The sequence below is a fragment of the Bacillus canaveralius genome (assembly GCF_002860125.1).
Taxonomy (GTDB): domain Bacteria; phylum Bacillota; class Bacilli; order Bacillales; family Cytobacillaceae; genus Bacillus_BJ; species Bacillus_BJ canaveralius.
Map to the genome: position 1 here is coordinate 187874 of NZ_PGVA01000014.1, position 24605 is coordinate 212478.

27 protein-coding genes are annotated in these 24605 nt (G+C 43.9%); all 27 read left to right on the forward strand.

What is annotated here, in order from left to right; all coding sequences use genetic code 11:
- The 27 genes from flgC to CU635_RS07950 all read left to right on the forward strand — a co-directional run bounded on the left by flgC (position 1) and on the right by CU635_RS07950 (position 24548).
- Positions 1–459 (forward strand): flagellar basal body rod protein FlgC, encoded by a 459-nt coding sequence (flgC, locus tag CU635_RS07820; protein ID WP_101576615.1) that lies wholly within the window; start codon positions 1–3, stop codon positions 457–459.
- A gap of 12 nt (positions 460–471) precedes the next feature.
- Positions 472–777, forward strand: coding sequence for a flagellar hook-basal body complex protein FliE (gene fliE, locus CU635_RS07825; RefSeq protein WP_101576616.1), 306 nt, complete (start codon positions 472–474; stop codon positions 775–777).
- A 78-nt stretch (positions 778–855) separates the two neighbouring features.
- Positions 856–2448 carry a flagellar basal-body MS-ring/collar protein FliF gene (gene fliF / locus CU635_RS07830; RefSeq protein ID WP_101576617.1) on the forward strand — a complete coding sequence of 531 codons (1593 nt, stop codon included), beginning with the start codon at positions 856–858 and terminating at the stop codon, positions 2446–2448.
- 11 nt (positions 2449–2459) lie between these two features.
- A complete protein-coding gene (fliG, locus tag CU635_RS07835; RefSeq protein ID WP_101576618.1) occupies positions 2460–3476 on the forward strand; it encodes a flagellar motor switch protein FliG in 1017 nt (338 codons plus the stop codon).
- Positions 3460–4227 carry a flagellar assembly protein FliH gene (gene fliH, locus CU635_RS07840; protein WP_245917366.1) on the forward strand — a complete coding sequence of 256 codons (768 nt, stop codon included), beginning with the start codon at positions 3460–3462 and terminating at the stop codon, positions 4225–4227. The genes fliG and fliH overlap by 17 nt, the downstream gene beginning before the upstream one ends.
- Positions 4227–5546 carry a flagellar protein export ATPase FliI gene (fliI, locus tag CU635_RS07845; protein ID WP_101576620.1) on the forward strand — a complete coding sequence of 440 codons (1320 nt, stop codon included), beginning with the start codon at positions 4227–4229 and terminating at the stop codon, positions 5544–5546. Before fliH ends, fliI begins: the two co-directional genes overlap by 1 nt.
- A gap of 4 nt (positions 5547–5550) precedes the next feature.
- The gene (gene fliJ, locus CU635_RS07850; RefSeq protein WP_101576621.1) at positions 5551–5994 is read left to right on the forward strand and encodes a flagellar export protein FliJ; all 444 of its coding nucleotides are present in this window, start codon (positions 5551–5553) and stop codon (positions 5992–5994) included.
- Positions 5995–5999: 5 nt separating this feature from the next.
- Positions 6000–6608: a MotE family protein gene (locus CU635_RS07855; protein ID WP_308303505.1), complete on the forward strand. Its 609-nt coding sequence runs from the start codon at positions 6000–6002 to the stop codon at positions 6606–6608.
- 20 nt (positions 6609–6628) lie between these two features.
- On the forward strand, positions 6629–7993 hold the full coding sequence (locus CU635_RS07860; RefSeq protein ID WP_101576623.1) for a flagellar hook-length control protein FliK: 1365 nt from the start codon (positions 6629–6631) through the stop codon (positions 7991–7993).
- Positions 7994–8003: 10 nt separating this feature from the next.
- Positions 8004–8645: a flagellar hook assembly protein FlgD gene (gene flgD, locus CU635_RS07865; protein ID WP_101576624.1), complete on the forward strand. Its 642-nt coding sequence runs from the start codon at positions 8004–8006 to the stop codon at positions 8643–8645.
- Between the two features lie 12 nt (positions 8646–8657).
- On the forward strand, positions 8658–9044 hold the full coding sequence (locus tag CU635_RS07870) for a TIGR02530 family flagellar biosynthesis protein (protein WP_101576625.1): 387 nt from the start codon (positions 8658–8660) through the stop codon (positions 9042–9044).
- 75 nt (positions 9045–9119) lie between these two features.
- A complete protein-coding gene (locus tag CU635_RS07875; RefSeq protein WP_101576626.1) occupies positions 9120–10301 on the forward strand; it encodes a flagellar hook protein FlgE in 1182 nt (393 codons plus the stop codon).
- Between the two features lie 54 nt (positions 10302–10355).
- On the forward strand, positions 10356–10577 hold the full coding sequence (locus CU635_RS07880) for a flagellar FlbD family protein (RefSeq protein WP_101576627.1): 222 nt from the start codon (positions 10356–10358) through the stop codon (positions 10575–10577).
- On the forward strand, positions 10567–10995 hold the full coding sequence (gene fliL / locus CU635_RS07885) for a flagellar basal body-associated protein FliL (RefSeq protein WP_101576628.1): 429 nt from the start codon (positions 10567–10569) through the stop codon (positions 10993–10995). Before CU635_RS07880 ends, fliL begins: the two co-directional genes overlap by 11 nt.
- A 53-nt stretch (positions 10996–11048) precedes the next feature.
- Positions 11049–12050 carry a flagellar motor switch protein FliM gene (gene fliM / locus CU635_RS07890; protein ID WP_101576629.1) on the forward strand — a complete coding sequence of 334 codons (1002 nt, stop codon included), beginning with the start codon at positions 11049–11051 and terminating at the stop codon, positions 12048–12050.
- Positions 12037–13290, forward strand: a complete 1254-nt coding sequence (fliY, locus tag CU635_RS07895; RefSeq protein ID WP_101576630.1) for a flagellar motor switch phosphatase FliY — start codon at positions 12037–12039, stop codon at positions 13288–13290. Before fliM ends, fliY begins: the two co-directional genes overlap by 14 nt.
- Positions 13291–13312: 22 nt before the next feature.
- The gene (locus CU635_RS07900) at positions 13313–13675 is read left to right on the forward strand and encodes a response regulator (protein WP_101576631.1); all 363 of its coding nucleotides are present in this window, start codon (positions 13313–13315) and stop codon (positions 13673–13675) included.
- 30 nt (positions 13676–13705) lie between these two features.
- Entirely contained in the window at positions 13706–14404 is a 699-nt protein-coding gene (locus CU635_RS07905; protein WP_245917368.1) for a flagellar biosynthetic protein FliO, read from the forward strand.
- Positions 14401–15066, forward strand: coding sequence for a flagellar type III secretion system pore protein FliP (gene fliP / locus CU635_RS07910; protein ID WP_101576632.1), 666 nt, complete (start codon positions 14401–14403; stop codon positions 15064–15066). The genes CU635_RS07905 and fliP overlap by 4 nt, the downstream gene beginning before the upstream one ends.
- A 14-nt stretch (positions 15067–15080) precedes the next feature.
- Positions 15081–15350: a flagellar biosynthesis protein FliQ gene (gene fliQ / locus CU635_RS07915; RefSeq protein WP_101576633.1), complete on the forward strand. Its 270-nt coding sequence runs from the start codon at positions 15081–15083 to the stop codon at positions 15348–15350.
- 4 nt (positions 15351–15354) lie between these two features.
- Positions 15355–16131 (forward strand): flagellar biosynthetic protein FliR, encoded by a 777-nt coding sequence (gene fliR / locus CU635_RS07920; protein WP_101576634.1) that lies wholly within the window; start codon positions 15355–15357, stop codon positions 16129–16131.
- Positions 16132–17214, forward strand: coding sequence for a flagellar biosynthesis protein FlhB (gene flhB / locus CU635_RS07925; RefSeq protein ID WP_101576635.1), 1083 nt, complete (start codon positions 16132–16134; stop codon positions 17212–17214). It begins immediately after the preceding gene.
- A gap of 63 nt (positions 17215–17277) precedes the next feature.
- Complete coding sequence (gene flhA / locus CU635_RS07930; protein ID WP_101576636.1) at positions 17278–19308, forward strand: flagellar biosynthesis protein FlhA; 2031 nt, start codon at positions 17278–17280, stop codon at positions 19306–19308.
- Entirely contained in the window at positions 19308–20495 is a 1188-nt protein-coding gene (flhF, locus tag CU635_RS07935; RefSeq protein ID WP_101576637.1) for a flagellar biosynthesis GTPase FlhF, read from the forward strand. Before flhA ends, flhF begins: the two co-directional genes overlap by 1 nt.
- Positions 20488–21360 (forward strand): MinD/ParA family protein, encoded by an 873-nt coding sequence (locus CU635_RS07940; protein ID WP_101576638.1) that lies wholly within the window; start codon positions 20488–20490, stop codon positions 21358–21360. The genes flhF and CU635_RS07940 overlap by 8 nt, the downstream gene beginning before the upstream one ends.
- Positions 21361–21368: 8 nt before the next feature.
- A complete protein-coding gene (locus CU635_RS07945) occupies positions 21369–22469 on the forward strand; it encodes a protein-glutamate methylesterase/protein-glutamine glutaminase (protein ID WP_101576639.1) in 1101 nt (366 codons plus the stop codon).
- Positions 22470–22490: 21 nt separating this feature from the next.
- Positions 22491–24548 carry a chemotaxis protein CheA gene (locus CU635_RS07950; RefSeq protein ID WP_101576640.1) on the forward strand — a complete coding sequence of 686 codons (2058 nt, stop codon included), beginning with the start codon at positions 22491–22493 and terminating at the stop codon, positions 24546–24548.
- The last annotated feature ends 57 nt before the right edge of the window (positions 24549–24605 follow it).

Consider the following 24605-nt stretch of genomic DNA (forward strand, 5'->3'; position numbering starts at 1 on the left):
ATGTCGATGTTCCATAGTATGAATACAACTTCTTCAGCGCTTACTGCCCAACGCTTAAGAATGGATGTCATTTCATCCAACATGGCAAATGTTGATTCAACGAGGGCCGCGGTGGTGAATGGAGAATGGCAGCCATATCAGCGGAAAATGGTTGTCATGGAGCCAAAGCAAGGCGGATTTTCTTCCTTTTTAAACATGGCAATGAGTAAAGCTGACCAGAAATCGGTTGGAAATGGTGTCAACGTCTCGCGAATTGTTGAAGATGAAACTCCTTTTAAAATGGTTTTTGATCCTGAGCATCCGGATGCAAACGAAGAAGGCTATGTAGCAATGCCGAATGTTGATCCGCTTCGCGAAATGGTTGATTTAATTGGTGCAACCAGATCTTACGAAGCAAATGTAACGGTCTTTAATGCTTCAAAAGGAATGATGATGAAAGCCCTCGAAATCGGGAAATAAGGAGAGAACTAAATGGAGAGTGTTTCTTTTCCTTCTGCAGCCCATATTTTAAAGCCGCAGGAGACAGTAAACCGTACATATACCCCGTATGAAGCGCAGCAAAATTTTTCGGCGATTTTAAAGGAGTCGATTGAAAAAGTAAATGAAGCGCAACAAAAGTCCGATATATTGACCGAAAAACTGGCAAAAGGTGAGAACGTTGACTTGCATCAAGTGATGATTGAATCACAAAAAGCCAGTGTTTCTTTGCAGTTGACCATGGAAATAAGAAACAAAGCGATTGAAGCATACCAGGAAATAATGAGAATGCAAGTTTAATAGTCATACAAGCTAGGAACTTTTAAAGTAGCGGTTATTAGCTGCCTACGCCTAGACAGAATAACCGGGGGAACAAAGATGAACGAATCGTTTCAGCAAAGAATAAATAAAATAAAAGATTACTGGAGCAGCAGAACAAAGAAACAAAGATACTTATTTTTTGGCTCGCTTCTATTTATTGTGATTTTAGCGATAGCCGTATCTGTCCTTGCAACAAGGACTACTCTTGTTCCGCTTTACAGCAACCTTTCCCCTTCCGAGACAGGCGCGATTAAAGAAAGCCTGGATGCCAGGGGAATTCAGTCGGAAATTTCCGACGGAGGAACGACTATCCGTGTGCCCGAAGAATCGGTGGATACGCTTAAAGTCGAACTTGCGGCAGAAGGGATACCAAAATCAGGTAACATTGATTATTCATTTTTCAGCCAGAACGCCGGGATCGGCATGACTGAAAATGAATTTGATGTATTAAAGCTTGACGCAATGCAGACAGAATTAGCCGATCTGATGAAGGGGATTGACGGTGTTAAAGATGCTAAGGTTATGATCAATCTCCCCGAAAAAGGAATATTTGTTTCTGACCAGGCCGACGCTGCTTCAGCTTCTATCGTGTTAAACACTAAACCAGGCTATCAGTTTGAAGAAGCTCAAATCGAATCTCTTTATCATTTAGTTGCAAAAAGCGTTCCAAATCTTCCCACTGATAATATCGTCATTATGAATCAGTTTTTTGAGTATTTTGATTTAAATAATGAAAAAAATTCTTCAGGGGCATCTTTTGCATCCCAGCATGAGATTAAAAAACAGATCGAAAGGGACGTTCAGCGCCAGGTGCAAAATATGCTTGGAACGCTGATGGGACAAGATAAAGTAGTTGTTTCTGTTACTGCTGATATAGACTTCACCCAGGAAAATCGCGAAGAAAACCTCGTAGCTCCTGTTGATGAGGAAAATATGGAAGGAATCGCGATCAGTGCCCAGCGATTGACCGAAACTTTTACCGGAAACGGTGACCAGGCAGGCGGAGTTCTCCAGGGAGAAGACCCGGCAGATGTGGGTGGAACCCAATACCTGGCGGGGCAAGGTGCGAATGGAGATTATGAGCGGGTCGAGGAAACGATCAATAACGAAGTAAACAGAATTCGCAAGGAAATTGTCGAATCTCCATATAAAGTGAGAGACCTGGGCATTCAAGTAATGGTTGAACCGCCGGTTGCGGATGATCCGAATTCACTTCCACAGGATAGGGTTGACGATATTACCCAAATCTTAGGGACGATCGTCCGGACCACGATTAATAAAGATGCCGCACAGCCTGAATTAACAGACGAGTTAATAAATCAGAAGGTAATGGTCTCGGTTCAGCCGTTTAACGGAAAAATAGATTTCGAAGGCGACGCACAACCAGGACTTCCTTGGTGGATTTTTGTTATAGGCGGTGTATTGCTGGTAATTATCGCGGTCTTAGTCTTCTTGTTTATTCGTTCAAGAAGAAAGCGTGAAGAGGAAGAAGAACTCGTCATCGAAGAAATCATTGCTCCTAATGTGCCGGATGTAAACGAAGAACAGGAAACGGAAAGCAGCTTGAAGAGAAAACAGCTCGAAAAAATGGCAAAAGAAAAACCGGAAGATTTCGCAAAGCTTTTACGGTCATGGATTGCTGAAGATTAGGGGGGACACCAATGGCGAAAAAAGAACAAAAAGAACTAACCGGGAAGCAAAAGGCAGCCATTCTCCTCATTTCCCTCGGTCCTGATGTTTCAGCCTCTGTATATAAGCATTTAAGTGAAGAGGAGATTGAAAAACTCACACTGGAAATCTCGAGTGTCCGTAAAGTGGAATCCCGTGCAAAAGAAGAAATTTTAGAAGAATTTCACAATATTGCGCTTGCCCAGGATTATATTTCCCAGGGTGGAATAGGTTACGCCAAGACGGTTCTCGAAAAAGCGCTTGGATCTGAGCAAGCAGCGGTTATCATTAACCGGCTGACATCCTCTTTACAAGTAAGGCCTTTTGATTTTGCGAGAAAAGCAGATCCTGGCCAAATCTTAAATTTTATTCAAAACGAGCATCCCCAAACGATTTCACTCATCCTTTCCTATTTGGATGCTCCGCAGGCAGGACAAATTCTTTCTGAACTGCCGCAGGAAATGCAAGCGGATGTAGCAAGAAGGATTGCCGTTATGGACAGCACGTCACCGGAGATCATCAATGAAGTGGAACAGATTCTCGAAAGGAAGCTGTCGGCAACAGTGACGCAGGATTATACGCAGACAGGCGGGATTGAAGCGGTTGTTGAAGTTCTTAACGGTGTTGACAGAGCAACCGAACGAACGATTCTCGATGCGCTCGAAATCCAGGATCCAGAACTTGCAGAAGAGATTAAGAAAAGAATGTTTGTCTTTGAAGATATTGTTACACTGGACAACCGTGCAATTCAAAGAGTTATCCGCGATTGTGAAAACGAGGATCTCATGCTTGCGTTAAAGGTATCCAGTGATGAAGTGAAAGAAATCGTCTTTAAAAATATGTCGACACGAATGGTTGAATCCTTTAAAGACGAGATGGAATTTATGGGTCCTGTCCGCCTCCGGGATGTTGAGGAAGCACAATCAAGAATTGTTGCCAATATCCGCCGGTTAGAAGAAAGCGGAGAAATCGTCGTCGCTCGCGGCGGGGGAGATGATATTATTGTCTAGGCTTATTAAATCCCATCGAACTGCGGAATTGAACGAGAAAAAAGTAATTTCAATTCGCACGCTTAACAGGAGTGAGCAGGGAATAATCCTTGCACCTGATACTGCAATCGAAGCAGAAAAACGAGCGTTGCTTGCCAATGCTGCGGAACAGGCTCAGAAATTGCTTGCTGCCGCCCGTGCCGAGGCCAGATTCATTCAGGAAGAAATGGACAAGCAAAAAAACGATTGGCAGGAGGAGAAACAGCTTATTACTGAGCAGGCTGTGCAGCAAGGCTACGAACAAGGTCTCCGTGATGGCAGGGAAAAAGGATTTGCAGAATATCGCGAATCGATTCATTTTGCTGCAGAACTTGTCGAAGCATCGAAAGCCGATTATCAGCAAAGGGTCGAATCATCCGAACGAACGATTCTGGAACTCGGTATTAAAGTAGCTGAAAAAATTCTCGGCAAAACAATTAGCGATCATGAAGAGGAGTTTATCGGGATCGTCAAACAAGCGGTTAAACAGGCAAGGGATGCCCGTGATGTAGAGCTTCATGTCAACCCGCTCCATTATCAAAACTTGTTGTCGCATAAAGACGAATTGCTGGCGCTTTTCCCTAAGGAAACCAATTTTTATATTTTTCCTGACGATGACTTGAGCGAGGAAAGCTGTTTGATCGAGTCAGCGAATGGCCGCATGGACGCCAGTGTTGACAGTCAGCTTCTTGAAGTAAAACAAAAGCTTGTCGAGCTGTTGGAGAGTGAATGATGAAGAAGGCTGCCGACTTAATCGACCATATTGGCGAACTCGATTCATTTAAGCGATTTGGAAGGGTAAAGCGGGTAGTTGGGTTAATGATCGAATCCCAGGGGCCCCAAAGCTCAATTGGTGATCTTTGCTATATACATGTCGGCAACAACAGGAAAAAAGTCATTCAGGCGGAAGTTGTCGGCTTTAGAGAAGAAAATGTCATATTGATGCCGTATACAACGGTCCAGGACATATCACCCGGGAGCCTTGTCGAAGCAACGCTGAAACCGCTCGAAATAAAAGTCGGTGCCAGCCTTGTCGGAAGTGTAATCGATTCGCTCGGAATGCCGTTGGATGGATCAGCGCTTCCAAAGGGACTGACGGCTGTACCGACTGAACAGGCACCGCCCAATCCAATGAGCAGGCCGCCAATCAATGAAGCAATTGATGTTGGCGTTAGAATGATCGACAGCCTGCTGACAGTCGGGACAGGCCAGCGTATTGGCATCTTCGCCGGAAGCGGAGTTGGGAAAAGCACCCTTCTTGGCATGATCGCCAGGAATACAACCGCGGATTTAAACGTGATCGGCCTGATCGGGGAACGAGGCCGCGAAGTTAGAGAATTCATTGAGCGTGATCTTGGACCTGAAGGGCTGAAAAAGTCAATTGTCGTCGTTGCTACTTCCGATCAACCGGCTCTTATGCGGATAAAGGGTGCGTTCACCGCAACCGCTATCGCTGAATACTTCCGGGATAAAGGTTTAAAGGTGATGCTGATGATGGATTCTGTCACAAGGGTGGCTATGGCGCAGCGCGAGATTGGGCTCGCAGTTGGTGAACCGCCAACGACAAAGGGTTATACGCCATCCGTCTTCGCCGTGTTGCCAAAGCTGCTTGAACGGACCGGCACGAATCAGCACGGTTCAATCACATCGTTTTACACGGTGCTCGTTGATGGCGATGACATGAATGAGCCGATTGCCGATAGCGTCAGGGGGATTCTCGACGGACATTTTGTGCTGGACAGGAACCTCGCCAATAAAGGGCAGTTTCCGGCAGTGGATGTATTAAAAAGCATCAGCCGGATTATGAATTATATCGTCCCGGAACCGCATGTCAAAGCGGCAGAAAGTCTCAGGGAAGCCTTGAGCACTTATATAAATTCAGAGGATTTAATTAATATCGGAGCTTATAAAAAGGGTTCCTCAAAGGAAATTGACACAGCGATCCAGCTTTACCCAAAAATCCTGTCGTTTTTAAAGCAAGGAACACATGAAAAAGTGTCGATGGAGGAAAGTGTCCAGGCCTTATTCCGATTAATGGATGAAGGGGAGTAGCCAGATGCATTATCAGTTCAAATTTGATAAGATCCTAAACTTAAAGGAACGGGAAAAGGATGAGGCGCTTTCGATCTATCACGAGGCAGTCAAAAAGTTTGAAGCAGCGGCCGAAAAGCTGTATGACCTTTTAAAAAAGAAGGAAGATATGGAAGCCTATCAATCATCCAGGCTAGTTGCCGGGCTTCCCGTTCAGGAAATCAGGCATCACCAGCTTTTTCTTGGGAATTTAGATAAAACGATCGACTATTATCAAAAAATGGTGATAAACACAAGAAAACAAATGTCATTTTTTCAAGAAAAGCTGATGGAAAAAAATATCGAAGTTAAGAAATATGAAAAAATAAAAGAAAAAGATTTTCACCATTTTAGAGAAGAAATTAAATACACCGAGGGAAAACAGATGGACGATATCTCGATTCAGCAATTTATGAACCGGGGAAGTTAGGTGGAATGATGGACAAAGCAGTGGAACAAAAAGAAGAAAAGAAATATAACCGTTTTCAATGGTTCTTAATGGCTTTCTTAATTCCGTTAATCTTTGCTGTCGCAGTTGCTCTCATCGTGATGACATTTTCGGGCGTTAACGTCTTTGAAAAATCAAAAGAAATCGCTGAAAAAATGCCTGTAGTTTCCGGCTGGGTGGAAAGTAAAAAGGAGCCTTCGACAGAAGAGATTGAAAAAGAAATGATCGATCTGGAGGCTGAAATCAAAGACAGGGAAGCAGAGCTGGATCAGATTGAAACGAAAATGGGAAACAAGGATCAGGAGATCGAAAGGCTTCAGCTTGAAAAGGGACAGCTTGAGCTCCAAATTGATGAATTGACCGCGATTCAGGAGGAAAATAAGCGTGCCTTTAAAGATATTGTCCGTACGTACGAGACGATGTCCGCAAAGAAGGCGGCCCCGATTATAACGAAGATGAGCGATGCGGAAGCGTTGAAGATATTAACCAATATCAAAGCAGAAACGTTAGCCGCCATAATGGAGAATATGTCTCCCGAGGATGCAGCGAAATTCACCGGGCTTTTGACAAGCGAGTCGGCCGGGGAGAACGAATAATTTGGAAGGAGGTGAAAAAAATGGAGTTAAGCGCACTTGGATTGATCAATACGATCGCTTCTTCCGGGACCGTCAACCAACTGCAGCAGGGTAATACAGAAGCGGCTGGCATTTTTTCCGGATTGCTGAGCAGTCAGCTGGCGATTAAAGCAGAATCAGCAAAGCCGGAGCTTTCAGGACTTAAAAGCGAAGAATTATCGGAGCTCGCGGAATTCCTAAAGACGACTGATTTGGCAGAATTACAAGACGGATTGCTGATGCTGGATAAACTTTTTTCCGGTTCAGATATTTTGGATATCGTCAAACAGTTTCTCGGGCTTACTGATGAGAAGTGGCAATCGCTTGTTCACGATTTTCTTGTAAAAGCAAGCAGCTTAAATACGTTGACTGGACAAACTGAACAATCCGAACCGGCCGTCGGGGACAAGCAAGAAAGCAGCGAGATCAGCGCCATCGCTTCGGCAATGCTTGCTATATTGTCATCAAAAAACGATGAATTGCCTGCTAACGTCAATAACGATTTTGTCCTGCTCGCTAAAGCGGTGAAACTATTTGATCTGTTATCCAAGCAGGATTCCTCTGCTCAAAGCCAGACAGAAGACAGGCTTTTAAAAGAAATCACCGCGAAGCTGGACCAGTTATTGCGGACAAATGCAGCACAATCTTCTGTAAATGTGACAGCTTTAATAAAGAATGCCAAGCAACAGGATAATAGAACAGAAATGCTTAAAAGCTTCTTTACCCAGCTTGCGGCAGAGCTAAACCAGAAAAGTGAAAAAAATATTTCTTTAACAGAGTCAGCTGTTGATCAAAAAGGAACGGCTGCAACCAAGCAGGATGCTGTCCAGGCAGCAGCCCCAGTAAAACAGGAAAGCGTCCAGGCATCACCGTTTATATTTCAACAGATTTCGAGGCCCGAGCAACTCGCGATGACGCTGAGCCAAAACGGCCGTCCGGTTTCTGCTGAGCAGCTGCTGCAGCAATTTGAATCGCTTCTTGCTAAAAGCCAGTTTACTAAAGGCGCGGGCACACAAAAGCTATTCATTAAGTTATACCCTGAACATCTCGGTGCACTGCGGATTGAATTGATTCAGAAAGAGCAGTCGATAGTTGCTAAAATCCTCACGTCTACCGCAGTGGCAAAGGATGCGCTTGAAACACAGTTGCAAGGACTCAAGCAAGCCTTGAGCGCCCAAAATATTCAAGTCGAACGAGTGGAAATCACTCAGCAGCAGTCCCAGCAGGAGCGCTTTTCAGGCAGGGATAATCAGCAGCATGGACATTCCAAACAGCATGATCAGCAGCGTAATCAGGAAGATCAAAATCAAAATCATCCTGAATTAAGCCTTAGTTTTGAAGAAGTCTTATTGAATACGGAAGTTTAGGTGATCACTAATGACAAATACGATTGATTCATCGCTACTATTACGAAACTATCAAGATAGTAAGAGCAAAACCGGTTCCGATATTTTAGGAAAGGATGACTTTCTTAAAATTTTAATGACACAGCTGCAAAACCAGGATCCGATGAACCCGATGCAAGATAAAGACTTTGTGGCGCAAATGGCTACATTCAGCACACTTGAGCAGATTACAAATATGGGGACTTCGATTAATCGTTTTGTGGAAGCACAAGAACAAAACCAGCTCGTTGCTTTCAGCCAGTTTGTCGGCAAAGAAGTAACATGGCATAAAGTGATTGAATCGGAAGATCCAAACGCTGACCCGGTCATTCAGGAAGGAAGCGGGCGAGTTGCTTCCCTGCAATTCAAAGACAATAAAGCGAATTTCATTCTTGAAGACGGAACAATTCTCGAACCAGGCAATATTTCACAAATTAACGAAGTATCTAAAGAAAGCAGCTTGCTGCAAGCCAGCATGCTGATCGGCAAAACAGTCAGCTATGTTAATGACAAAAAGGAAGAATTGGCAGCAATCGTTAAATCGGTGTCGTTTAAAGACGGTAAAATATTATTCCAGCTTAATGATGAAGCCGGAACGAAAATCGTCTCTTCCCAGATTACAAAAATAGAGTAAGGAAGTGGTTGGATGGACAAGCCAGTGTATCGTCCGATTCAATCACCAGCCGTAACGAACCACCAATATCGTAACAATAAAGCAAAGCCTTTTGGGCAAAACTCTTTTTCGCTGCACTTGCAAACTGCGATTGGTTCAGAAAAGCTGGCTGTCAGCAAACATGCAAGCGAGCGCCTGCAGCAAAGAAATATTCGCATCGATGATCAGCGCTGGAGCCAGATCGAGAAGAAAGTGCAGGAAGCAAAACGAATGGGTGTAAAAGAATCCCTCGTGCTGCTAAAGGATGCCGCTTTAATTGTAAGTGCCAGGAACAATACGGTGATTACGGCTATGGATCGTGATGAAGCTTCCACGCAAATTTTCACCAATATAGACGGAACAATTGTTTTAGAAAACTAAACGGCTGGACCTGGATAAGGAAGCCAAAAGCTGTGGACTGACAGAAGCAGCTTATATTAGAGAGGAGTTTTACACATGTTACGTTCAATGTACTCAGGAATTAGCGGAATGAAAAATTTTCAGACAAAGCTTGATGTGATCGGCAACAATATTGCCAACGTAAATACATTCGGCTACAAAAAAGGCCGTGTTACCTTTAAAGATACGATGAATCAGACCATTGCCGGTGCAAGTGCCGCCCAGGCAAACCGCGGCGGAACAAATCCAGTACAAGTAGGCTTGGGCTCAACGCTGGCAACAATTGATACGGTCCATACAGGATCAAGCCTCCAAACTACCGGTCGCTCGCTTGACCTCGGAATTGATGGAGACGGCTACTTTATTGTCCGCCAAGGTGAAAACCAGTTATATTCACGGGCAGGAAACTTTTACTTAGATAATGAAGGTACATTGGTCAACGGTGATGGCTTAAAAGTCCAGGCCTACGACAATGGCGTGCTGCGCGATATCACCGTGAACGTTAATGCGATCTTGCCGGCTAAAATCACCAATCGCATCGAGCTGGCAGGAAACCTTCCAGCTGCGGCAAATGGCAGCAATCCTGCTACACAACAGATCAAAGTTGTTGATGCTACTGGTACTGCCCAGGTTGTCGATGCCCAGTTCGCATTGAATACTACTACTTCACAATGGGAAGTCACTTTTACTAACCGAAATTTTAATCCAGCTCGATCATCTGCTGCGCAGCCAATTAATTTTGCCAATTTGGCAGATGTAAATCCATTTGATATTCCGATAGGCCCGGCTGCAACCGACAACCAGGCAGTTACCTTAAGTCTGGCAAACCTGACAAACACCGGTGACTCGATTACAGCAATGGCAAATCCAGACGGGAATACTGCCGGGAATTTGGAAAGCTTTAACATCGGTCCTTCCGGGGAAGTAAACGGAATCTACTCAAACGGGGAAATCAGGGATCTTGGAACGCTGGCTCTAGCAAAGTTCAGCAACACTTCCGGTTTAACGAAAGCGGCCAACAACTTGTTCCAGGAAACAGTCAACTCAGGGGTAGCCAATATTAATACCCCTGGAAACGGCCGTGGCTCGATCAAATCAGGATCACTGGAAATGTCGAACGTAGATCTATCAGAAGAGTTTACGGAAATGATTACAGCACAGCGTGGATTCCAGGCAAACACGAGAATCATTACGACTTCTGATGAAATTTTACAAGAGCTTGTCAACTTAAAACGATAGGTTAAGGGAGGGACAGGGCCTAAAGGTGCAAAGCCTTTAGCCCTGATACATACTGTGATAAAGGTAACTCGTTTAAATGGAAAAAGCTTTGCGATGAATGCAGTTTATATAGAAACGATCGAGTCTTTTCCTGATACGACTATAACTTTGACAAACGGCCGCAAATATGTCGTGAAGGAGACAGAAGAGCATGTATTGCAATTGATAGAGAAATTCTACCAAACTGTCAACCTTCTAGGACAACAACAGTTGGAGGGAAATGAAAATGAAGAATAATAAGCTGTTAATGATTATGTTAATATTGCTTGTTGCCATCACACTAGTCGGGGCTGTCGCGCTTGTCGTCGTATTAAAAGTAAACGGGGAAAGTGAACATAAAGAGCCGTCAATTGAAGAAGTTCTTGAAGCTTCCGTTGACGTTCCTGAAATAACGACAAATCTTCAAGGTAATGATTTTATTAAGATTTCTTTTAAAATCGAAACAGACAGCAAGAAGGCGAAAGAAGAGCTGGAGAAACGTGATTTTCAAGTAAAAAACATCATTATTCAAGAGCTGTCAGAAAGGGAATCTGAAGAATTACAAGGGAAAGATGGCAAGATCGGCCTTGAAGAGACGCTAAAGGAAAAAATCAACAGCCTGATGCTTGAAGGCAAAGTTAAAAAGGTTTATATAACCCAATCTCTCCTCCAGTAATGGAAAGCAAACTACCAACGATTTAACGACTGAAAACATGGAGGTGAGGTTTTATGTCTGGAGAGGTTTTATCACAAAATGAAATAGACGCCCTCTTATCCGCTTTATCAACGGGTGAAATGGATGCTGATGAATTAAAGAAAGAGCAGTCCGAGAAAAAAGTAAAAGTTTACGATTTTAAAAGAGCGCTGCGGTTTTCAAAGGATCAAATCCGCAGCTTAACGAGAATCCATGAGAACTTTGCAAGACTGCTAACGACTTTTTTCTCGGCCCAGCTGCGAACTTATGTGCAAATCAGCGTGGCATCTGCCGATCAAATTCCTTATGAGGAGTTTATCCGTTCTATACCAAAAATGACGATCTTAAATGTATTTGATGTTCCGCCTTTGGAAGGCAGGATTTTGATGGAAGTCAATCCAAATATCGCTTATGCATTGATGGACAGGATGATGGGCGGCAAAGGCTCGAGTATTAACAAGGTTGAGAATTTGACTGAGATTGAAACAAAAATTATGTCCAATACATTCGAGAGAGCCTTTGAACATTTACAGGAGGCATGGAGCAATATTTCAGAAATAGATCCAATTCTGGCAGATTTCGAAGTCAATCCGCAATTTCTGCAAATGGTGTCGCCAAATGAAACAGTTGTCGTGATTTCCTTGAATACGACGATTGGTGAAACGAGTGGAATGATCAATATTTGTATTCCACACGTTGTATTGGAGCCAATCATTCCAAAACTATCTGTTCACTATTGGATGCAGACCGACAAGAAGGACAGGGAGCCGCAGGAAATTGCGGTTTTGGAGCAGCGGATTCAGGAAGCATACTTGCCGATCACTGCAGAGCTTGGCATTTCCGATATCTCAATTCAAGACTTTCTAATGCTTGATGTAGGGGACGTTATTGAACTGAACCAGCCAATCGAACAACCATTGACGATAAAAGTCGGTGAAATACCGAAATATCGGGGACAACCAGGAAGAACAAACAAAAAATTAGCCATTCAAGTAATTGAAGCCTTGAAAGGGGGAGACGATGATGGTGAGCGATGACATGCTCTCTCAAGACGAAATAGATGCTCTTTTAAGGGGTACAGACGACGATGCACATAGTGCGTCAGACGCGGATTTTAATGTCGAAGAATACTTGACAGGTATGGAGCAGGACGCATTAGGGGAAATCGGAAACATATCATTTGGCAGCTCAGCTACTGCCTTGTCTACTCTGTTAAATCAAAAAGTAGATATCACAACACCGACTGTTTCCATCATTCCGAAGCGACAGCTTCCTGAGGAATTCCCTCACCCTTATGTTGCCATTCAAGTCAGCTATACAGAAGGTTTTTCGGGAAGTAACCTCCTTGTGATCCAACAGAGTGACGCAGCGATTATTGCTGACTTAATGCTTGGCGGCGATGGCCGAAATCCGGCTGACCTGATGGGGGAAATCCAGTTAAGTGCCGTTCAGGAAGCGATGAATCAAATGATGGGTTCATCGGCAACCTCGATGTCAACGATTTTCAAAAAGCGGGTGGATATTTCCCCGCCGTCGATTGATATTTTAGATGTCCTACATGGTGAAGGTACTGATCGGATTCCCGACGAGGATATGCTTGTAAAGATAGCATTTAAATTAAAGGTCGGGGATTTAATCGATTCGAGCATCATGCAGCTCGTTCCGCTTGAATTTGCGAAGAATCTCGTTCAGGAATTATTAAATCCGAGCGAACCAGAAGTGCAGCAAGCAATCGAAAAAGCAGATTCCGCTGCCAGTAGCCAACCGCTTCAACCAAGCGCTTCTGGAAGCCAGCAAGAGTCAGTGAGTGGATATTCGGGTCAGCCGCAGCCTGGCATGCCGCAAATGGCGGCTTATCAGCAGCAGGTGCCAGAAGGATATTCAATGCCGCAGCAGGGGATGAATTATCAAGCAGGACCGCAGCATTTTGGTGCAGGCTATCCGGCTGGAAGCCAGCCTAATGTGCAGCCAGCCGTGTTCTCAAGCTTTGAACCTTACCAGCTTCAAGAGTCAGAGTCGAAAAACCTCAATATGCTCCTTGATATACCATTACAGGTGACAGTGGAGCTTGGCAGAACGAAGCGTTCCGTGAAAGAAATTCTCGAACTGTCATCAGGTTCGATCATTGAGCTTGATAAGCTTGCCGGTGAACCTGTTGATATTCTTGTAAACAGCCGGCTTATCGCCAAGGGCGAAGTTGTTGTAATTGATGAAAACTTTGGCGTTCGGGTGACTGACATTATCAGCCAGAGCGACCGAATTAAAAAGTTAAGATAAAACTAGGGGGTTTATGGACAGAATGGCACATAAAATTTTAATTGTAGACGATGCAGCATTTATGAGAATGATGATTAAGGATATATTGTCGAAAAACGGTTATGAGGTTATCGGCGAAGCGGCTGATGGCGCTCAGGCTGTTGAGTTATACAAGGAAAACCAGCCTGATTTAATCACAATGGATATCACAATGCCCGAAATGGACGGGATCACCGCCCTTAAAGAGATCAAAAAAATTAATCCGAATGCAAAGGTTATTATGTGTTCGGCAATGGGGCAGCAAGCGATGGTTATTGATGCCATCCAGGCAGGAGCAAAGGACTTTATCGTCAAGCCGTTCCAGGCTGATAGAGTAATAGAAGCAATCTCTAAAGCGTTGGGATAAGGAATTATTTTTTTATAGAGGTGCAGCGCATTGCAAAAAACAAGACAAACGTTAAAAGTGTTGCTGCTGATTATTCTTGTTTTGCTGGGCTCAGAAGCTTGGGCCTCTGCAGAGCAAATGAATAACAGCGTGAAGGAATGCCTGGAGAACCCTGACAACTGCAGTGAAAAAGAACTCAAAAATCAGCCGGAAACCAAGCCGGAAACCAAGCCGGAAACCAAGCCGGAAACCGAAACGAAAGCTGTGGAAAGTACGGTTGGATTAACGATTTGGGATTTTCTGCGCATGATTTTTACGACTCTTTTTGTTATAGGGCTTCTTTATGTTGTTCTTAAATTTATTAATAAAAAAAGTCAAACATACAAAAGTTCACAGCTTGTAGATAATATCGGCGGAACCAATTTGGGCTCGAACCGCTCGGTTCAGATTATAAAGGTCGGCAACCGCCTCCTCGTGGTTGGTGTCGGTGAAAGCATTGAGCTTCTAACAGAAATTGACGATCCTGAAGAATATCGGCAAATCCTCTCAGAGTATAACAGTAAGATTGAACAGCTTGCCGGGCCGAGCGATATTGTGACAAGGTTACTTGAAAGAACGAGAAGGAAAAAAACGGACGGTGCAGGAAATAGTCAGTTTCAATCGATGCTGAAGCGCCAGCTTGATGAATTTAAAAAAGGCAGGACAAGCTTGTATGAAGAGATGGAGAAGAAAGGGAAAGACAGGAAATGAATGAATTCTTAGAGTTTTTTAATTCGAGTTCTCCCGAAAACGTCTCCACATCGGTAAAATTGATTTTGCTTTTAACCGTCCTGTCACTGGCACCGAGTATTCTTATTTTAATGACGTGTTTTACACGAATTGTTATCGTTCTTTCCTTTGTCAGAACGGCGCTTGCAACCCAGCAAATGCCGCCGACACAAGTGCTGATCGGATTATCCTTGTTTTTAAGCTTTTTTATTATGGCACCGACCTTTCAAGAGGTAAACGAACAGGCGCTCACACCGCTTTTTAATGAGGAAATTAACCTCGAGCAGGCGTATGAGCGGGCTTCGGGTCCGTTTAAGGAGTTTATGAGTGCCCATACGAGACAAAAGGACCTTGCTTTGTTTTTGGAGTACGCCAAGGCTGATACACCAGAATCCGTCGAAGACATTCCATTAACGGCTCTCGTACCGGCGTTTGCAATCAGCGAAATTAAAACGGCTTTTCAAATTGGCTTTATGATTTTTATTCCATTTTTAGTGATTGATATGATCGTCGCCAGCGTGCTGATGTCGATGGGGATGATGATGCTGCCCCCGGTCATGATTTCTTTGCCATTCAAAATATTGCTGTTTGTGTTGGTCGATGGCTGGTATTTAGTAGTGAAGTCGCTTTTACAAAGCTTTTAAGAGGGTGAAAATAGATGACATCTGATACGGTCATTTCGATTGCTGAACGCGGTATCTATATGGTGCTGATCATTTGCGGGCCATTGCTGCTTGTCGCGCTCGTTGTTGGCTTGATAGTCAGCATTTTTCAGGCAACTACACAAATCCAGGAGCAGACACTCGCTTTTGTTCCGAAAATTGTTGCTGTTTTGCTCGGCATCGTCTTTTTCGGGCCCTGGATGCTCAGCCATATGCTGTCTTATACAAATGAAATATTTTCAAACTTAACTAGATTCGTAGGATGATTTTATGCTAGATTTGCTTCCGGAATTCCCGGCATTTTTACTAATATTCGTAAGGGTAACTTCTTTCTTTTTGTTGATGCCGCTTTTTTCCTACCGGACGATTCCTACCAGTCATAAAATAGGGTTGGGTTTTTTTCTGGCCTGGATCATGTTTTATACAGTAGACTCTCCAACTTTTGAAATAAATGGGGCTTTCTATTTACTAATCATAAAAGAAGCTTTAGTAGGGCTGGTGCTCGGCTTTATTGCCTACTTAATCCTTTCGGCAGTGCAGATCGCCGGGGGCTTGATCGATTTTCAGATGGGGTTTGCGATTGCCAATGTAATCGATCCGCAAACGGGTGCGCAAAGCCCACTAATGGGTCAATATTTATACACGATTTCGCTTTTGTTACTTTTGGCCGTTAATGGACACCACCTGCTTTTGGACGGCATCTTTTACAGTTATCAATTCATACCGATCGAACAGGCGTGGATCCCCTTCGGAGATGAAAATATTGCCGAGTTTGTGACCCGCTCGTTTAATTCGATGTTTGTGATTGCTTTCCAGATGTCGATACCGGTTGTCGCCTGTTTGTTTCTTGTCGATGTGGCGTTGGGGATTGTCGCCAGAACCGTACCGCAGTTAAACGTTTTTGTCGTCGGGCTTCCGCTCAAGATTGGTGTCGGTTTAATCGTCCTCATTATCGTGATGGGTGTATTAATGCTAAGTGTGTCCCAGCTCTTTGAAATGATGCTGACGACGATGCGGGGCTTAATGGACTTAATTGGGGGGGCATAGATGAAATTCCTCTCGTTAGACCTGCAGTTTTTTGCCGGCGAAAAAACAGAAAAGGCAACACCAAAAAAGCGCCAGGACGCCAGGAAAAAAGGGCAGGTGGCGAAAAGCCAGGATATTAATACAGCAGTTGTATTGCTGGCCGTGTTTTTGTTTTTTTGGTTCGCCGGATCGTATTTCTTGGACATCACCCTGTATTTAGTGGTTCATGCTTTAGAAGAATATATGCTGCTTGAGATTACCGAAAGCAATATCCATGTTCTTCTTCTTGACATTTTGCAAGATTTGGCTTTGTTTCTTGGTCCTATCATGCTGATTGCGATGATCGCTGGTGTAGCCGCCAATTATTTTCAAATCGGCTTTTTGTTCTCTACTGAGGCGATCCAGTTCAAGCTTGATAAAATTGATCCGATCAAAGGGTTTAAGCGGATCTTCGCATTAAGGGCGATCGTTGAAATGCTGAAGTCGATCCTCAAAATCGCTTTTGTTGGGATTGTTACCTTTACGGTACTATGGCAAAGAATTGATGAGATCTTAATTCTTTCACAAAAATCGGTTGGGGCAGCCATGCTTACGATTGCGGGCTTAACCTTGCAAATGGGCTTGTTTGCTTCCGGAGCATTGCTGTTTTTAGCGGTGCTTGATTATTTTTATCAAAAGTATGACTTTGAAAAAAACATTCGGATGTCAAAGCAGGACATCAGAGATGAGCATAAAAACATTGAAGGTGACCCGCTTATTAAGTCGAAAATAAAGCAACGTCAGCGGGAAATGGCGATGAGGAGAATGATGCAGGAGGTTCCGAAAGCGGATGTCGTGATCACGAACCCGACGCATTATGCGATTGCACTCAAATATGACGAGGCAAAGCTTGATGCTCCATATGTCGTCGCAAAGGGAGTAGACTATGTTGCCCAAAAAATTAAATTTATTGCAAAAGAAAACGAAGTAGTAACTGTCGAAAACCGCCCGTTAGCTAGGGCCTTATACAGCCAGGCTGAAGTCGGCGACGTAATTCCTGAAGAGTTTTTTAAGGCGGTTGCCGAAATCCTTGCCTTTGTCTACAAAACTAAAAATAAAATGTAACGCAATGTGTTTTTACCCTTTATGGTTTTAAATTTTACCGGGGCGAGTTAGGAGAGAATTGGTATGTCAGCAAAAGATTTATCGGTATTGCTGGGTGTAATTTTAATCGTGGCAATGCTAATCATTCCATTTCCACCATGGTTGTTAAGCGTGTTAATCATAGTTAACATTTCTTTAGCTTTGCTAGTTTTGCTTACAACCATGAACATGAGTGAACCGCTCCAGTTTTCGATATTTCCTTCTTTATTATTAATTTTGACGCTGTTTCGTCTTGCCCTGAATGTTTCAACGACAAGAGCGATTCTTTCTAACGGAAATGCGGGAAGTGTTGTCAAAACGTTCGGTGATTTCGTTGTCGGCGGAAACGTAATTGTCGGTTTGGTTGTTTTCTTAATTTTGGTTGTCATTCAGTTTATTGTGATTACGAAGGGATCTGAGCGTGTATCAGAAGTGGCGGCCCGCTTTACCCTTGATGCAATGCCCGGCAAGCAAATGAGTATTGATGCTGACCTTAATGCCGGGATGATTTCCGAACATGAAGCCCGCGAGCGCCGTGACAAAATTAGCAGGGAAGCTGATTTTTACGGAGCGATGGACGGGGCGAGTAAATTCGTCAAGGGTGATGCGATTGCCGGCATTATCATCGTGCTGATCAATTTGACGTTTGGGATTATCATCGGGATGCTCCAGCAGGGGATGCCGATTGCTGAAGCTGCTACCCACTTTTCCCTATTAACGGTAGGGGACGGGATTGTGACGCAAATCCCGGCGTTGTTAATTTCGACTGCCACCGGTATCGTCGTCACCCGGGCAGCATCAGAAGGAAATCTTGGACAGGATATTACTTCACAGTTGTTTGCCTTTCCAAAAATGCTTTATATCACGGCTGCGACGATCTTTTTACTCGGCTTGCTAACGCCGATTAATGATATTTATACATTTCCGCTTGCAGGCTTGCTCGCATTTGGTGGTTATATGATGTCACGCTCGCCTGAACAGAATAAAGAGCAGCTCCAGGAAATCGAAGAAGAAATTCAAACGGACGAAATGAAGAGCCCCGAGAGTGTTGTTAATCTGTTAAATGTCGATCCGATCGAGTTCGAGTTCGGCTATGGGCTGATCCCTTTAGCAGATACAAATCAAGGCGGCGATCTTCTTGATCGGATCGTGATGATCCGGAGACAACTGGCGATTGAACTTGGCCTTGTGATCCCGGTCGTAAGAATCCGCGATAATATCCAGCTTCAGCCCAATGAGTACAGGCTGAAAATTAAGGGAAATGAACTGGCAAGAGGGGAATTACTTCTTGATCATTATTTAGCGATGAGCCCCGGCGGTGAAGATGACTCGATTGAGGGGATTGATACAATCGAACCATCATTCGGGCTGCCTGCTAAATGGATAACCGAGGAAATGAAGGAACAGGCTGAGATTTTCGGATATACCGTTGTCGATCCGCCTTCCGTTGTGTCAACACATATAACGGAGCTGATCAAGGCGAACAGCCATGAGCTTCTCGGCAGACAGGAAACGAAGCAGTTAATCGATCATTTAAAAGAAAGTTATCCGATTCTTGTTGAAGAAGTGACGCCGAATCCATTGTCGGTAGGTGAAGTGCAAAAGGTATTGGCCAAGCTGCTTAAAGAAAATGTGTCAATTCGTAACTTGCCGATCATTTTTGAAACTTTGGCTGATTTTGGAAAAGTCACAACGGACACTGATCTGCTTACCGAATATGTACGACAGGCTCTTGCAAGGCAAATTACAAGTCAATATTCACATGGCGAGTCTTTAAAGGTTGTCACGTTTTCTGGGAAAGCTGAGAAGCTGATCGCAGATGGAATCCAGCAAACGGAGCATGGAAACTTTTTATCGATCGATCCGGCTGCGTCCCAAACCATCTTAGAATCTCTTGCTTCACAGGTAGAGCAATTATCGTTGATGGAACAAACACCGATTGTCCTTTGTTCGCCTGCGGTCAGGATGTATGTACGGCAATTAACCGAACGGTATTTTCCACAAATACCGATCCTTTCTTACAATGAACTGGAAGCAAATGTAGAAGTACAAAGTGTCGGGGTGGTGAGTGCGTAATGAAAGTGAAAAAATACATTGCTCCTTCAATGCCCGAAGCGATGAAAGCGATTCGCGCAGAATTAGGAAGCGAAGCTGTCATTCTAAATTCAAAAATGATCCAGACTGGCGGAATTTTCGGCTTTTTTAAGAAAAAGAATATTGAAGTCATTGCTGCTGTCGACCCTGCCGCGAAAACTGCGCAGGTTCCGGTAATTAAAGAAAAACAAAAAAACGTTCCCGTTAAACCGGAGCAATCGGGTCGTGCAGATTCTCCTTTCAACAAGGTGTACACCGGAAAGGGTTCAGATCCGGAAGCGAAAGCACCACCCGAATTGGCGAGGGAGATTAATGAACTGCGTTCACTGATCAGCAGTGTCCGCTTTGGGGGCTCTGACAATGCTGTTTCTTATCCTGAACCAGTCCTGAACGCACAAAAATTAATGTCTGGCCAGGGAATAAGCACAGAAATTCAAAAGGACATATTGTCGGTATTAGTCTCAAACTGGTATACAGGCGGGGCGACTGCGGATGATCAGGAGGTGTTTGCCTGGCTAAAGGCTGAGTTAATGAAGCGTATTTCATCTCTTCAATTTGGAGGGATCACTTTTACGAAAAAGTACGTAAATGTGGTCGGCCCAACCGGAGTCGGCAAAACGACAACATTGGCGAAAATGGCAGCCGATTGCATTTTAGCCCATAACAAAAAAGTCGCGTTTATCACGACGGACACGTATCGGATTGCCGCAATCGAACAGTTAAAGACATATGCGAAAATTTTGAACGTACCGATCGAGGTTTGCTACAACTTCGATGACTTTCAGAAAGCAGCAAGCCAATTTGCAGATTACGACACAGTGCTGATCGACACGGCCGGCCGCAATTTCCGCAATAGGCAATATGTCGAAGATTTAAAAGCGGTTGTCGACTTTGAAAAGGAAATCGAAACCTTCCTGGTCCTTTCATTAACTTCAAAACAGGAGGATATGGAAGAGATTTATAAACAGTTTTCGCTTATCCACATCGATAAACTCATTTTTACCAAAACAGATGAAACTTCAAGCTATGGCGCAATGATCAACATGATCGACAAACATAGTACAGGGATTGCTTTTTTAACATACGGACAAAATGTTCCCGATGACATGAAGCATGCAACGGCAGAAGTCATTGTCAATACGGTTCTTGGGGTCGAACGACATGAATGATCAAGCGGAAATCTTAAGAAAAAGGCTGAAGAGACATGAGGCAGGGAAAACGACTAAAACGATAGCTGTTGTAAGCGGAAAAGGCGGCGTAGGGAAATCGAATTTTTCATTGAACTTCTCGGTAGCCCTTGCGCAAACTGGAATAAGCGTCTTAGTGTTTGACATGGACATCGGCATGGGAAACTTGAACATTTTAATGGGGAGCTCAAGCGATTATACAATCGTTGATTATTTTTCAGGCAGGGCGGGACTTGCAGATATTGTTTCAAAGGGACCTGAGGGCATGGATTATATTGCAGGCGGAACTGGTCTTTCGCAGGTTTTCAAATTAGAAGACCACAAAGTGGAGAAATTTGTCGAAGATTTAACAATGGTCATTGATGATTATGACTACCTTTTATTTGATATGGGTGCAGGCATAAATGAAGAATCATTAAAATTCCTGCGGTCGGTGCATGAGGTCTTTGTGGTCACAACACCTGAGCCAACTTCGATAACTGACGCCTATTCAATCATGAAATATATTCATTTGCTGGATTCGGAAATTCCGTTAAAAATTATTGTCAATCGTGCTTTTTCAGAACAAGAGGGGCTTGACACTCAGCAGCGACTGATGGCAGTTTCAAGAAGATTTTTAGGAAGAGAACTGAGCACGCTTGGGGTCGTTCCCGATGATCGGAACGTTCAGCTTGCCGTTGCCAGGCAAACACCGCTGCTTGTCTACAATGATAAAGCGGCTGCGGCCCGGGCTATAAAGGAAATCGCGAGACGGCATGTGAACCTGGCCGTTGACCGTTCAGAAAACTCTGCTTCCAGAGGTTTTCATTTTGTCTCAAGGCTAAAGAGATTCCTGTTCGAGAGGTAGGCGGCAGTGTGGAAAAAATAAACGTGTTAATTGTAGATGACTCAGCATTTATGCGGAAATTGATCCAGGACTTTCTTTCCGAAAGCCCGCGTATACATATCGCCGGTACAGCCCGAAACGGTGAAGATGCGATAAAAAAAATTCGTGCCCTGAAACCCGATGTTGTGACAATGGACATAGAGATGCCCGTTATGAGCGGGCTCGAAGCATTGCAGCAGATTATGAAAGAAAACCCGGTACCTGTGGTGATGCTGTCGAGCACCACCCGGGATGGGGCTGAAAATACGATGCTGGCGATGCAATATGGTGCGATTGATTTTATCCAAAAACCCTCCGGCTCGATTTCGCTGGATTTACATAAAGTTAAAGAAGATTTAATCGAAAAAGTTCTCCACGCCAGTAAGGCAAATATCAAGCAGGCGGCAAAATTATCATCATCTGGAAATAATTCTACTCATTCTGTAGCGGATTATAGTAAAATAGAACTAACCGGTCAGGATTATAGGCAATCCAATCGATTTAGTAAATGGAATCAGGTTGGGAAAAAAATGATTTGTATAGGTACTTCGACAGGTGGACCAAGGGCGCTCCAGCAAGTTTTAACAAGATTACCTGCCCGGATAGCAGCACCGATCCTGATTGTCCAGCATATGCCGGCGGGGTTTACGAAGTCGCTCGCATCAAGATTGGACTCATTGTCGGAAATTCAAGTTAAAGAGGCAGAAGCTGGTGAGATTATCAGAAACGGGGTTGCTTATATTGCTCCGGGAGGCTATCACCTAAAAATCAAAGCAGTCGGAACAAGCCTGGCTGTCCAGCTTGACCAAACAGCACCGCATGGGGGACACCGTCCTTCTGTTGATGTCTTGTTTGAATCAGTCAGTCATATTACGGATTATTCAAAAGTAGCCGTCATTATGACAGGCATGGGTTCTGATGGGTCAATGGGCCTGGCTGCATTGAAAAAGCATGGGACGGTGAAAGCGATAGCTGAATCACAGGAAACGTCGATTGTTTTCGGCATGCCCAAAGCTGCAATAGCCACAAAACTTGTTGATGAAGTACAAAGTATTGAAAATATTGCTGAAACGATTATGAAATACGTTTAACAGCCGAGGGGTGTAAGACATATGGAAGTGAACCAATATTTAGAAGTTTTTATTGAAGAAAGCAAAGAACATTTGCAATCATGCAACCAGCACCTGCTGGAGCTTGAGAAAAATCCTCAGGATTTAGCGATTGTAAATGAGATATTCCGATCTGCACATACGTTGAAAGGAATGTCGGCTACAATGGGCTACGAAGATTTGGCGAGCCTGACCCATCAGATGGAAAACGTTCTTGATGCGATCCGCAATGAAAAAATTTCGTTTAGCGCTGAAATTTTGGATGTTATCTTTTTGGCGGTCGATGATCTTGAAGCGATGGTCCAGTCGATTGCTGAAGGGGGAGACGGAAGGCGCAATGTTACCGAGGTTGTCGACAAGTTGAAATTGATTGAACTCGGCCAAAGCCCGATTGAACCGACAAGCAAAGCAGAAGTTGCTGTTGCGGTAGCGGAAGGTTCTGCCTCAGCGAAAAACGATTATGATGAATTTGAATTAACGGTACTTCAACAATCAAAAGAGCAAGGCTTTGAAGCGTACGAAATTGCGATTGCTTTACGGGAAGATTGCCTGCTAAAAGCTGCCCGAGTCTTCATGATTTTCGAAGTATTGGAGAAGATTGGTGAAGTAATCAAATCAACGCCTTCTGTTGATCAGCTTGAAGAGGAACAATTTGACCAGGAATTCTCCGTCACGATTGTTTCGAAGGAACCAAAAGAGGACATTCAGAAGAAAATCATGAAGGTTTCCGAAGTTGAAAAGGCAGAAGCAACTCCGATTGTCTTGGAAGCCTACCGCCAAAATGATCGGGAAAGTGCGGACGTGGTCCGAACGGAAGTTGCTGCGAACGAAGTGGACACAGCCGAGTCGCCGACACAACTTGCCAAGGCAGATAATAAGAAAAAAACCAGCACAGGCAAACAGGCAAATAATAGCAGTAAAACGATCAGGGTTAATATTGAAAGACTCGATATTTTGATGAATTTGTTTGAAGAGTTTGTCATTGATAGAGGGCGCCTTGAGCAAATATCGCGCGACTTGAATAATCAGGAACTCCACGAAACGATCGAAAGAATGTCCAGGATTTCGGGAGACTTGCAAAATATTATATTGAATATGCGCATGGTGCCGGTAGAAACCGTCTTTAACCGTTTTCCGCGCATGGTTCGCCAGCTTGCCCGCGATTTAAATAAAAAGATAGCTTTAGAGATTATCGGTGCAGAAACAGAGCTTGACCGGACCGTGATTGATGAAATTGGTGATCCGTTAGTCCATCTTCTTCGCAATGCGATTGACCATGGTGTTGAAACGCCCGAGGAAAGAATCGCTAAAGGAAAAAGTGAAGAAGGTACAGTCGTATTAAAAGCATTCCACAGCGGCAACCATGTGTTCATTGAGATTGAAGACAATGGCGCCGGTATTAATAAGGATAAGGTTCTGCAAAAGGCTTTAAATAAAGGAATCATCACAGAGCAAGCTGCTGCAGGACTGACAGAAAAGCAAATCTATGAACTTATTTTTGCTTCCGGCTTTTCTACGGCTGATAAAATTTCCGATGTGTCCGGACGCGGAGTCGGATTGGATGTTGTAAAAAGCACGATTGAATCCCTCGGCGGATCGGTATCGATAGATTCAAAAGAGGGCGAAGGCTCTGTCTTCTCGATTCAGCTGCCACTGACACTATCGATCATTGCGGTTATGCTCGTTGAAATTGAAAAAGAAAAATTTGCCGTACCGCTGTCTTCGATTATTGAAACAGCGATCGTCAAGAAAGAAGAAATTTTGTACTCACATAATGAGAAGGTCATCGATTTCCGCGGCCGCGTCGTACCGCTTTTATTCCTGAAGGAAGTTTTCGATGTGCCTGGACATAATGAAGATGATGAATTTTATTCTGTCGTCATCGTCCGAAAAGGGGATAAAATGGCTGGCCTTGTTGTTGACTCGTTTATCGGGCAGCAGGAAGTTGTTTTAAAATCATTAGGAAATTACTTAAACAGCGTGTTTGCGATTTCAGGAGCTACAATCCTTGGAGATGGACAGGTTGCTTTGATTGTCGATTGTAATGCTTTGATTAAATAGTGGTTCAGCCCGGGTTGTCCTGGGCTTGACTTGGAAAACTAGACTGGATTTTATAAA